The sequence below is a fragment of the Halorussus ruber genome (assembly GCF_004765785.1).
Taxonomy (GTDB): domain Archaea; phylum Halobacteriota; class Halobacteria; order Halobacteriales; family Haladaptataceae; genus Halorussus; species Halorussus ruber.
Genome location: NZ_SBIT01000002.1, coordinates 460,997 through 472,509, shown reverse-complemented (window position 1 = coordinate 472,509; position 11,513 = coordinate 460,997). Strand labels below are relative to the sequence as shown.

At 63.5% G+C, this 11,513-nt stretch carries 10 protein-coding genes and 1 pseudogene; 10 read left to right on the top strand and 1 reads right to left on the bottom strand.

Annotated features, from left to right (window positions below; genetic code table 11):
• A pseudogene (locus tag EPL01_RS09485) lies at positions 1–119 on the top strand (IS6 family transposase); the annotation flags it as partial.
• On the opposite strand, the gene EPL01_RS09480 reads toward EPL01_RS09485, so the two are convergent.
• Complete coding sequence (locus tag EPL01_RS09480; RefSeq protein WP_135825016.1) at positions 112–672, bottom strand: pentapeptide repeat-containing protein; 561 nt, start codon at positions 670–672, stop codon at positions 112–114. The pseudogene EPL01_RS09485 and the gene EPL01_RS09480 sit on opposite strands and share 8 nt — an antisense overlap.
• A 120-nt stretch (positions 673–792) precedes the next feature.
• Here EPL01_RS09480 and lipA point away from each other — a divergent pair, with 120 nt between their 5' ends.
• The 9 genes from lipA (at position 793) to pheA (ending at position 11,432) form a co-directional block, all read left to right on the top strand.
• Positions 793–1,740, top strand: a complete 948-nt coding sequence (gene lipA, locus EPL01_RS09475) for a lipoyl synthase (protein ID WP_135825015.1) — start codon at positions 793–795, stop codon at positions 1,738–1,740.
• Between the two features lie 270 nt (positions 1,741–2,010).
• The gene (gene pdhA, locus EPL01_RS09470; RefSeq protein ID WP_210424108.1) at positions 2,011–3,132 is read left to right on the top strand and encodes a pyruvate dehydrogenase (acetyl-transferring) E1 component subunit alpha; all 1,122 of its coding nucleotides are present in this window, start codon (positions 2,011–2,013) and stop codon (positions 3,130–3,132) included.
• Between the two features lie 3 nt (positions 3,133–3,135).
• On the top strand, positions 3,136–4,137 hold the full coding sequence (locus EPL01_RS09465; RefSeq protein WP_135825013.1) for an alpha-ketoacid dehydrogenase subunit beta: 1,002 nt from the start codon (positions 3,136–3,138) through the stop codon (positions 4,135–4,137).
• Positions 4,138–4,140: 3 nt separating this feature from the next.
• A complete protein-coding gene (locus tag EPL01_RS09460; RefSeq protein WP_135825012.1) occupies positions 4,141–5,721 on the top strand; it encodes a dihydrolipoamide acetyltransferase family protein in 1,581 nt (526 codons plus the stop codon).
• 513 nt (positions 5,722–6,234) lie between these two features.
• A complete protein-coding gene (gene ilvA / locus EPL01_RS09455) occupies positions 6,235–7,452 on the top strand; it encodes a threonine ammonia-lyase (protein ID WP_135825011.1) in 1,218 nt (405 codons plus the stop codon).
• Positions 7,453–7,824: 372 nt separating this feature from the next.
• Complete coding sequence (gene lpdA / locus EPL01_RS09450) at positions 7,825–9,249, top strand: dihydrolipoyl dehydrogenase (protein ID WP_135825010.1); 1,425 nt, start codon at positions 7,825–7,827, stop codon at positions 9,247–9,249.
• A gap of 470 nt (positions 9,250–9,719) precedes the next feature.
• On the top strand, positions 9,720–9,929 hold the full coding sequence (locus tag EPL01_RS09445; protein WP_135825009.1) for an HVO_0649 family zinc finger protein: 210 nt from the start codon (positions 9,720–9,722) through the stop codon (positions 9,927–9,929).
• 156 nt (positions 9,930–10,085) lie between these two features.
• Positions 10,086–10,238, top strand: a complete 153-nt coding sequence (locus EPL01_RS21560) for a hypothetical protein (protein ID WP_168215853.1) — start codon at positions 10,086–10,088, stop codon at positions 10,236–10,238.
• Between the two features lie 381 nt (positions 10,239–10,619).
• Positions 10,620–11,432 carry a prephenate dehydratase gene (gene pheA / locus EPL01_RS09440; protein WP_135825008.1) on the top strand — a complete coding sequence of 271 codons (813 nt, stop codon included), beginning with the start codon at positions 10,620–10,622 and terminating at the stop codon, positions 11,430–11,432.
• Positions 11,433–11,513 lie beyond the last annotated feature (81 nt).

Sequence of the window (11,513 nt, the reverse complement as noted above, 5' to 3'; positions counted from 1 at the left end):
TCTTCCGCGAGGTAAAACGACGAACCTCATCGTTCAGTAACTGTTTTAGCCATGTCGAACCAGCAACTGCTGAAACATGGTTGCAAGCGTTCGCCGTCTGGCACAATTCCACTAACTAAACACGATGTTATGGGTGATGTCTGCCCATTTAAACCACGTGTTACTGAAATCTACTTCTTCTCCATTGGTTTCTGAAATATTTGCCATCCTGAAATCCGCATTGGAAAAGTCGATTTTAAATAACTCTGAGTTCCGAATCTCTGCTTCACCTAAGCTTGAACCACTAAAATCACAATATCGTATCTCTCCTCCTTGCATTTTTAGCCGCAATAGATTACAATCAGAAAGGTCGGATTTCCTGATTGTGGCATCTGAAATGTCAATATTCGGCAGGCGACTTTTAGAAAAGTCCGCCTCTACGATTATACAGTCACGTAAATCTAGTCCTTTGATTTCGGTTTTTCGGAGTATCGCTCCATCAAGTCGCTCAAAACCCTGACCCCTGTGTTTCTTTAGAGCAGTTCCTGACTTTCCGACTATATTTGCATGCCAAATACAGGAATTTGTACCCTTCCAAGTAGGACGACAACAGCAAATATTGGTCGGTGAGGTTGATGTACTCTCATAGTCTGTTTCATACCCACATCTATCCTCAGGAACCTCTTCACTCATACCACCCAACACAAACACCCTCGTAAAAAATCCACCCCCCTCGAACCCAAAACTCCACAAACATCCACCTCAAACGAGAATACCTTACCCTTTTCACCACCCCAATCCAACACACGCCCAATGAGTCGCCGCCGGAAACCCGACTGGCTGAAGATGCAACCGCCGTCCGGCCAGGAGTTCACGGGCATCAAACAGACCCTGCGTGACCACGACCTCAACACCGTCTGCGAGGAGGCTAACTGTCCCAACCTCGGCGAGTGCTGGAGCGGTCGCAACTCCGAGTCGGGCGGGACAGCGACGTTCATGCTGATGGGCGACCAGTGTACTCGTAACTGCGGCTTCTGCGACGTGGACACCGGCGGCGGGCAACCGCTCGACCCCGACGAACCCGCCAACGTGGCGAGCGCGGTGGCCGAAATCGGCCTCGACTACGTGGTGCTGACCTCGGTGGACCGCGACGACTTGGAGGGCCAAGGCGCGGCCCACTTCGCCCAGACGATTCGGGAAATCAAGGAGCGAGACCCCTCGATTCTCGTGGAGGTCCTGATTCCGGACTTCCGCGGCGAGGAGGACCTCATCCGGAAAATCATCGACGCCGACCCCGACGTCATCGCGCACAACGTCGAGACCGTCGAGCGCCTCCAGCAACCGGTTCGGGACCCCCGCGCTGGCTACGAGCAGAGCCTCGCGGTCCTCGAACAGGTCGAGCGCGAGTCGGACATCTACACCAAGACCTCCATCATGCTCGGCGTCGGCGAGTACGACCACGAGGTCTACCAGACCCTCTCGGACCTGTGCGAGGCCGACGTGGACATCGTGACCCTCGGCCAGTACCTCCAACCGTCCAGAACCCACCTCGACGTGGAGACCTACGTCCACCCCTCGAAGTTCGAGACGTGGCGCGAAGTCGCCGAGGAGGAACTCGGCTTCCTCTACTGCGCCAGCGGTGCGATGGTTCGCTCCTCGTACAAGGCGGGCGAACTGTTCGTGGACGCGGTGCTTCGAGACGGCAAATCGGTCCAGCAGGCCCGCAGAGAGGCTAGAGACGGCGTGGCGGCCTCGGACTGAGTTCGTGACACCCTCGGACTGAGTTTCCGGCCCGCGGTTCGACAACTCCTCCTGCGATTCCCACAATACTTGCCGTTCGTTCACCTCGCCGCCCAGAAACCGGGGTCTGTAGGACGAACGTCTATTATCATCGGAGAAAATTTAGAAATGCGCGATTCCGGCGGGGAGAAATGAGTATTTCCGGCGGAAAGTCCCAACAGAATCGTACCTATGGAAAGTTGGTTACGAAAACCCTATAATGCGTGCCCGTGACCTATTCGATATGTCAGGATGGGTTCGACCGTGAGCATCGTACACCAAGACCCCGAGGAGCGCGTACAAATCCTCGACGAGGACGGTAACGTTGTAGAGGGCGCGGACGTGCCCGACATCTCCGACGAGGAGATGGTGGACATGTACCGCGAGATGAAGCTCGCTCGCCGCTTCGACGAGCGCGCGGTCAGCCTCCAGCGTCAGGGCCGGATGGGCACCTATCCCCCGCTCTCCGGTCAGGAAGGCGCGCAGATCGCCAGCGCTCACGCGCTGGCCGAGGACGACTGGATGTTCCCGAGTTACCGGGAACACGGTGCGGCGGTCGTCCGCGGACTCTCGCTGAAGCGCACCCTGCTGTACTGGATGGGCCACGAGCAGGGCAACGCCGTCCCCGACGACGCCAACATCTTCACCGTCGCGGTCCCTATCGCCACCCAGATTCCCCACGCGACCGGGGCGTCGTGGGCGTCGAAGCTCAAGGGCGAGGACAAAGCCTTCCTCTGTTACTTCGGCGACGGCGCGACCAGCGAAGGCGACTTCCACGAGGGACTGAACTTCGCGGGCGTCTTCGACACGCCGACCGTCTTCTTCTGTAACAACAACCAGTGGGCCATCTCGGTCCCGCGAGAGCGCCAGACGGCCTCCGAGACCATCGCCCAGAAGGCTCACGCCTACGGATTCGAGGGCGTGCAGGTGGACGGCATGGACCCCCTCGCAGTCTACAAGGTGACGAAGGACGCGGTCGAGAAGGCCAAGAACCCCGACGAGGAGGACCTCCGGCCGACGCTCATCGAGGCGGTTCAGTACCGCTTCGGTGCCCACACCACCGCCGACGACCCCTCGGTCTACCGCGACGACGAGGAGGTCGAGCGCTGGAAGCAGAAGGACCCCATCCCGCGCATGGAGGCCTTCCTGCGCAATCAGGACATCCTCGACGACGAGAAGGTCGAAGCCATCGACGACGAGATCGAGGAGTCGGTCGCAGACGCCATCGACGCCGCGGAGGCGGTCGAGCGACCCGACCCCGAACAGATGTTCGCCCACGTCTACGAGGGCATGCCCAAGCGACTACAGGAACAACTCGACTGGTTCGAGCGCGTTCGAGACAAGCACGGCGACGAGGCACTTCTGGAGGACTAACACATGAGCCAAGCAGAACAAGAGCAAGAGACCGAGAACCTCACGCTGGTTCAGGCGGTTCGAGACGGACTGTACACCGAAATGCAGCAGGACGACGACGTGCTCGTCATGGGCGAGGACGTCGGCAAGAACGGCGGCGTGTTCCGCGCGACCGAGGGCCTCTACGAGGAGTTCGGCGACGACCGCGTCATCGACACGCCGCTGGCTGAGGCCGGAATCGTCGGCACCGCGGTCGGCATGGCGGCCTACGGCCTGAAGCCCGTTCCGGAAATCCAGTTCATGGGCTTCATCTACCCCGCGTTCGACCAAATCGTGAGCCACGCCGCGCGACTCCGGACTCGGAGCCGCGGCCGGTTCACCTGCCCGATGGTCATCCGCGCGCCCTACGGCGGCGGCATCCGAGCGCCGGAACACCACTCCGAGTCCACCGAGGCGTTCTTCGCCCACCAGCCCGGACTCAAGGTGGTCATCCCCAGCACGCCCTACGACACCAAGGGCCTGCTGACCTCGGCCATCCGCGACCCCGACCCGGTGATGTTCCTCGAACCGAAGCTCATCTACCGGGCCTTCCGCGGCGACGTGCCGACCGAGTCCTACGAGGTGCCCATCGGCGAGGCCGCCGTCCGGAAGGAAGGGGCCGACATCTCCGTGTTCACGTGGGGTGCGATGACCCGACCGACGATGGAGGCCGCCGAGCAGTTGGAGGGCGAAATCGACGTGGAGGTCGTGGACCTCCGGACCGTCTCGCCCCTCGACGAGGAGACCATCGTCGAATCGTTCAAGAAGACGGGCCGCGCGGCGGTCGTCCACGAGGCCCCGAAGTCCGGCGGCCTCGGCGCGGAAATCGCGTCCATCATCCAGGAGGAGGCGCTCCTCTATCAGGAGGCTCCCGTCGAGCGCATCACCGGCTTCGACACGCCCTTCCCGCTCTACGCGCTCGAAGACTACTACCTGCCCGAACCGGCCCGCATCAAGGAAGGCATCCGCGACGCCGTGAACTTCTAAATCATGGTACGAGAATTCAAACTCCCCGACGTGGGAGAAGGCGTCAGCGAAGGCGAAATCGTGAGTTGGCTGGTCGAAGAGGGCGACACGGTCTCCGAGGACATGCCGGTCGCCGAGGTCGAGACCGACAAGGCCATCGTGGAGGTCCCCTCGCCGGTCAACGGCACGGTCAAGGAAATCATCCCCGAGGAGGGCGAGGTCGTCAAAGTCGGCTCGGTCATCATCACCTTCGACGTCGAGGGTGAGGCCGACGAGACCGAGACGGAGACCGCCGCCTCCGAGGAATCCACCGAGTCGCAGACCGAGACCGCCGAGGAACCCGAGGTCCCCGCGGACGACGCCGAGGCCGAAGAGGTCTCGACCGGCGAGGGTCGCGTGTTCGCCGCGCCGAGCGCTCGCCGACTCGCCCGCGAACTGGGCGTGGACATCGCGGCCGTCGAAGGCTCCGGTCCGAGCGGTCGCGTGACCGAGCGAGACGTGCGCCAAGCCGCCGAGTCCGGCGTCGATACGCAGGAAGGCTCCGGAAGCACCGGCGGTCCGGAACCCACCTCCGGCGGCGGCACGAGCGGTCCGTCGCCCACCTCGGGTGGCGGAACCAGCGGTCCGTCGCCGACCTCCGGCGGTGGGACGAGCGGTCCGTCGCCGACCTCCGGCGGCGGAACCAGCGGTCCCGCGCCGACCGACATCGAGTCGGCCGACCGCGAGACGACGCTCGCCGCGCCCGCGACCCGGCGCATCGCCGAGGAGCAGGGCGTGGACCTGAACAAGGTGCCCGCGACCGAACAGCGCGACGGCGAGGCGTTCGTCACCAGCGAGGCCGTGATGGAGTACGCCGAGGCCCAACAGCGCGCCCAGCAGGCCGACGCCGCCGAGCCCGCCGAGGGCGAGCGCGTCGAGCGCATCCAGTACAAGGGCGTCCGCAAGACCATCGGCGACGCGATGGTCAACTCGAAGTTCTCCGCGCCCCACGTGACCCACCACGACACGGCGGTCGTGGACAACCTCGTGGAGACCCGCGAGCGCCTCAAGCCCGAGGCCGAGGAGCGGGGCATCAGCCTGACCTACATGCCCTTCGTCATGAAGGCGGTCGTCGCGGCGCTCAAACAGCACCCCAAGTTGAACTCCGAACTCGACGAGGAGGCCGGGGAAATCCTGCGCAAGAACTACTACAACGTCGGCGTGGCGACCGCGACCGACGCCGGACTGATGGTCCCCGTCGTGGACGACGTGGACGACAAGGGCCTGCTTCAAATCTCCAGCGAGGTCAACGAAGTGGTCCAGAAGGCCCGCGACCGGTCCATCTCGCGCGACGAGCTTCAGGGTTCGACGTTCAGCATCACCAACTTCGGTGCCATCGGCGGCGAGTACGCCACGCCCATCCTCAACTACCCCGAGGCGGGGATTCTGGGCATCGGCGAACTGAAACAGCGCCCCGTGGTCGAGGACGGCGAAGTCGTGGCGAAGTACACCCTGCCCATCTCGCTGTCCATCGACCACCGCATCGTGGACGGCGCGGACGCAGCGGCGTTCGCTAACACGTTCATCGAGTACGTCGAGAACCCCGAACTCCTCCTGTTGGAGTGAGTCGGGTTCTCCGCCGCTCGCTCTCGGACAACTTTTCCTTTCTTTAAGCAATAATTTCGTTTGTATAGCGCGGTCTCGACGTTCCCCGATGGGTCGCTTTCCGAAAGCGTCCACACCGGATTCAGAGAGATGCGGCCAGCCACGGACTTCGCTTGGTGGTTCAACCGAACCCCTTGGCGGACTGAAAAGGCGAGCGCGGTTCGCGGTTGTCGTGAGCGGAGTCTCACCGAACGAAGTGAGGTGACGGCTCGGAAGATGCGGGTTGTCTTCCGGTGCGAACGACTGCTCGGCGGACGCGGTTTGTCCGCCGGTGGCCGGAGGCCCGTGGTCGTCTCCGACGGGCCACTATTCGACGCGCGCAGAACTGCGTGCGTCGAATATCCCTCGGAGCGACCGCGAACCGCGCGAGGACTTTCGAAACCCGATTCGCCCAACTCGAACCAGTATCGTCCCTGAAGAATCCGCGCCTCGACTACAAACACATAAATCACTCCTCGCCTACTACTGGCAAATATGGCCGGAGTCACCCTGCGCGACGTGGAGGCCGCCCGCGAACGATTCGACGAGTCAGTCGTCCAGCAGACCGAAATCGAGCGAAGCCGGTCGCTGAGCGAGATGACCGGCGCGGAGGTCCACCTCAAGATGGAACACCTCCAGCGCACCGGGTCGTTCAAGACCCGGGGCGCGTTCAACAAACTCCAGCAGGTCGCCGAGCAGGGCGGCATCGAGCGCGTCGTCGCGGCGAGTGCGGGCAACCACGCGCAGGGCGTGGCGCTGGCGGCCACCGAGACTGGCATCGACTCGACCATCGTCATGCCCGAGAACGCCCCGCAGGCCAAAGTCGATGCCACGCGGGGCTACGGCGCGGACGTGGAACTGCGCGGCGAGAACTTTCAGGCGGCGATGGAGTACGCCCAGTCGCTGACCGAGTCCGAGACGGTCGAGTTCGTCCACGCCTACGACGACCCGGCCATCGTCGCCGGGCAGGGCACCATCGGAATCGAAATCCACGAGCAGTTACCCGACGTAGACACCGTGGTCGTGCCCATCGGCGGGGGCGGCCTCATCGGGGGCGTCAGCGCCGCGCTGGCCGAACTCGACCCCGAGGTCCGCGTCGTCGGCGTGCAGGCCGAGGAGGCCGCGACGGTCCCGGAGAGTCTCGACAAGGGGATTCCGGCGTCCATCGACTCGCCCCGGACCATCGCCGACGGCATCGCCACGGGGAGCATCTCTGCGTTGACCTTCGACCTCATCGAGGACCACGTCGACGAGGTCGTGACGGTCTCGGACGACGACATCGCCCGCGCGGAACTCCTCTTGCTCGAACGCGCCAAGCAGTTGGTCGAGGCCGCGGGGGCCTCCTCGGTCGCGGCGGTTCTCTCCGAGGAGCTCGACCTCTCGGGCGAGACGGTCGTCCCGATTCTCTCGGGCGGCAACATCGACATCTCGATGCTCCAGACGGTCCTCACGCAGGCGCTGACCGAGCGCAGTCAGTTGATGCGCCTGCGGGTCCGCATCGAGGACCAACCCGGCGAGATGACGACCCTCTCTGGCATCATCGCCGACACGGGCGCGAACATCCGGACGGTCCGCCACGACCGCGCGATGGACGACTTGCGCGTCAGCGAGGCGTATCTGGTGTTTCAGGTCGTGACCAGCGGCACCGGCCACGCCGAGAAGATTCTGGAGAAGGTCCGGGACGCCGGGTACGAGGTCGAGCGAGTGGCTTGAGAGTGATTCCGCTAACTGATTGGATACTACTCGGTCTGGAACGATAGAGAACGCCGACTTCAGGCTTGAACACGGGAGTCCCCCGAACCATCCGTCACTGCCCGCTCCTCGTCCTCCCCAACCTCCTGCGGTTCTCGGCTTCGCCTGCGGTCCTCGTCCCTCGCGCACGTTGCTCGCGCGCGCCAGTCAATTATATTTATAATAGCTACAGGAATATCTATAATAGCTACAAGAGTTAAATAACGCTACACGACACCCGCAGTCGAAATCGTCGCGTAAGCCCTCTCGACGAACCCGAGTGAAGCGCTAGCATTCCAAACTCGGCGCAAAATCCACCTGATTTTTCACCACCAAGCCCGACTTGCCAAACATATGGTCGTCGGAGACATCTCGACGGGAACGGACGTGTTAGTAATCGGCGCGGGACCGGGCGGCTACGTCGCCGCGATTCGCGCGGGGCAGCTCGATTTGGACGTGACGCTGGTCGAGAAGGACGCCTACGGCGGGACCTGCCTGAACTACGGGTGCATCCCCTCGAAGGCGATGATTACGGCCTCGGACCTCGCCCACGAGGCGGGCAACGCCGAGGAGATGGGCGTCTACGCCGACCCCGAGGTCGACCTCGGCGAGATGGTCGGCTGGAAGGACGGCGTCGTGGACCAACTGACCGGCGGCGTCGAGAAGCTCTGCAAGGCCAACGGCGTCGAACTCATGGAGGGCCGCGCGGAGTTCGCCGACGAGAACAAGGCCCGCATCGTCCACGGCGGCGAGGGCCAAGGCGCGGAGACCGTGGAATTCGAACACGCCGTCGTTTCGACTGGAAGTCGCCCGATTCAGGTGCCGGGCTTCGACTTCGGCGACGACCCGGTGCTGGACTCCCGGCAGGCCCTCGCGCTGGACGAGGTCCCCGAGAGCCTCGTCATCGTCGGCGCGGGCTACATCGGCATGGAACTCGCGGGCGTCTTCGCCAAACTCGGCACCGACGTGACCGTGGTCGAGATGCTCGACTCGGTCCTGCCGGGCTACGAGGACGACCTCGCGCGACCGGTCAAGAAGAAGGCCGACGAACTCGGCATCGACTTCTACTTCGGCGAGGCCGCCAGCGGGTGGGAGGAGTCCGGCGACGGCATCACCGTCAAGACCGAGAACGAGGACGGCGAGGTCTCGGAGTTCGGCGCGGAGAAGGTCCTCGTGGCAGTGGGTCGCCAGCCGGTCACCGACACGCTCGAACTGGAGAACGCGGGCGTCGAGACCGACGAGAACGGTTTCATCCCGACCGACGACCGCGCTCGGACGAACGTGGACAACATCTACGCCATCGGCGACGTGGCGGGCGAACCGATGCTCGCGCACAAGGCCAGCAAGGAGGGGCAGGTCGCCGCGGAGGTCATCGCGGGCGAGCCCTCCGCGCTCGACTATCAGGCCGTCCCCGCCGCGGTCTTCACCGACCCCGAAATCGGCACGGTCGGCATGACCGAGGCCGAAGCCGAGGAGGACGGCTTCGAGCCGGTCGTCGGCAAGTTCCCGTTCAACGCCTCGGGTCGCGCGCTCACCACGGGCCACGCCGACGGCTTCGTCCGCATCGTCGCCGACGAGCCGAGCGGGTTCCTCCTCGGTGCCCAAATCGTCGGGCCGGAGGCCTCTGAGCTGATTGCGGAGATGGGCCTCGCCATCGAGATGGGCGCGACGCTGGAGGACGTGGCCGCCACGATTCACACCCACCCGACCCTTAGCGAGGCCGTGATGGAGGCCGCCGAGAACGCGCTGGGCCACGCGATTCACACGCTGAACCGGTAACGCGACTGGTTCGCTCGCTGTTTTTCTCGATTCTTTTCGATTCTATCAGCGTACGCTCGACGTACCGGCGACCGAGAACCGAGAAAAGAAATACTGATTCGTTGTGTCCGCCGACGTTACTCCTCGTCGTCGGCGGGCCGGTCTGCCGACAGTTCGGCCTTGAGGACTCGTCCCATTTTCACCGATAGGTTGAAATGAGACCAATCCGAATTAGCGATGCGTAGTAGGACTACTGCCAGACAGACGAGACAGATTGCGATTGTAGATTTCCAAATCATCAGCAGTCTCCGACGGTGCACCAACACCGCCGCTGTTTGGTATTTTCCCTCTCTTCAAAAAAGATACGAGTTCGAGTCGATAGTGACGACTGTGACTACCCGTCAGGCCGTGACTACGTCATTAGTAAATCCTCCTCGCCTCGCACCCGCCCCTAGCGAACTATTATGTTCTTTGCTAACGAACACCAGGATATGTCCCGTTCAAGAAACGGCGGGCTGACTCCCTTCGAGCGACTTCGGTCGCGCTTCGAGGAGCAAGACCTCGTCTGCCCCAAGTGCGGATACGACGACGATGACGGGAAGTGGCTCGCGGAAACCACCGGGAACCGGATTCAGTACCGCCACCTCTGTCCGAGTTGCGGGCACGTCCGGCGGCGGACCTACCGCCTCGGCGAGGAGTGACCTCGCCGGGGAGTCAGTCGAATCGACTCCTCGATTTCGCGTCCGCGACTGGATAGAGTTATGTGCTGATAGGCGACTCCCCGTGACACGGGACTGTCCGGCTCCGAGGAGTCGCCCGAGAACGAACGCGGCAGGGAAGTCGTCGAGAACATCGAGGTGGACGAGCCGAACCCCACCGCCGAGAACACCAGCTACCGGTGGGTCGATACCGAGGCGGGCGTGGTGCTGTACTACTTCACCGGGGCCGACAAGGGCGGCATGACGGCGGTGCCGCTGAGCGAGACGGAACTGGAGTCGGACGGGGAGTGAAGGGGCGTTTCTGGTTCGGAAGACCCCGAGTTGCTGATTAGTTTCGTGGCTTCGAGAAAAACAGCAGGAAGCTAGCTTCAGGCTTGAACACAGGAGTTACCGCACCGCTACCGCAACCGCAACCGCGGGCCTCACACCTCCCCAACCTCGTGGCCGCGCAAGGCGGCCACGTCCCTCGCACGCCGATGGTGCGACACGGGGTCGCACCAGCGCGCGCCGACCGCTCTCGGTGGTCGAGAGTCCAATCGACACGGACAATTGAAAAATAATGTTATAAATATCTGAGCAAGTTTCTAACAACCAAAAACATTGATCTACTCTTCCACGCGAAAATCTGTCACACCCGACGCCCTTTTGTCGCCGACCGCGAAACGAGGGCGTATGCACGCAGTCACGCTCGGTCCCGCGGGGACCTACTCCCACCGGGCCGCCAGCGCGGTCGCAGACGACGTGGACTTCCGGGAGTCGGTGACGGCCATCGTGGAGGCCGTCGCAGACGGCGAGTTCGACCGAGGAGTCGTCCCCATCGAGAACAGCATCGAGGGGAGCGTCACCGAGACCCTCGACGCGCTCGCCGACCGCGAGGTCGCCGCGGTGCAGGAAATCGTCACGCCCATCCAGCACGCCCTGCTCGCCCAGTCGCCGGAGTTCTCGGTCGTCGCCAGCCACTCCCAAGCGCTGGCCCAGTGCCGGGACTTCCTCGAATCCGAGTACCCCGACGCCGACCTCGAAGCGGTCGCCAGCACCGCCCGCGGCGTCGAGTACGCCCGCGAGAACCCCGACGTGGCCGCAATCGGCCACCCCGCCAACGCCGAGGAGGTCGGCGACCTCCACGTCGTCGCCGAGGAGATTCAGGACCGGACCTCGAACGCCACTCGGTTTCTGGTCATCGCGCCCGCCGACGAACGCTCCGACGCGGGCGGCAAGTCCTCGCTGGTGGTCTACCCCAACGCCAACTACCCCGGTCTCCTGCTCGAACTGCTGGAACCCTTCGCCGACCGGGACATCAACCTCACGCGCGTCGAGTCCCGGCCGAGCGGCGAGCGCCTCGGCGACTACGTCTTCCACATCGACTTCTCGGCCGGTCTCTACGAGGACCGCGCCCAAGCGGCGGTCGCCGAACTGGAGGACATCGCGGAGAACGGCTGGGTCCGGCGGCTGGGGTCGTACGACACCGAACACGTGGTCTACTGACCGAGGCCGAATCTACCGACCGAGACTGACGCTACCGAGGCCGACTGAATTTTTAAGGACCACGCCGTCGCAGTCCCCATC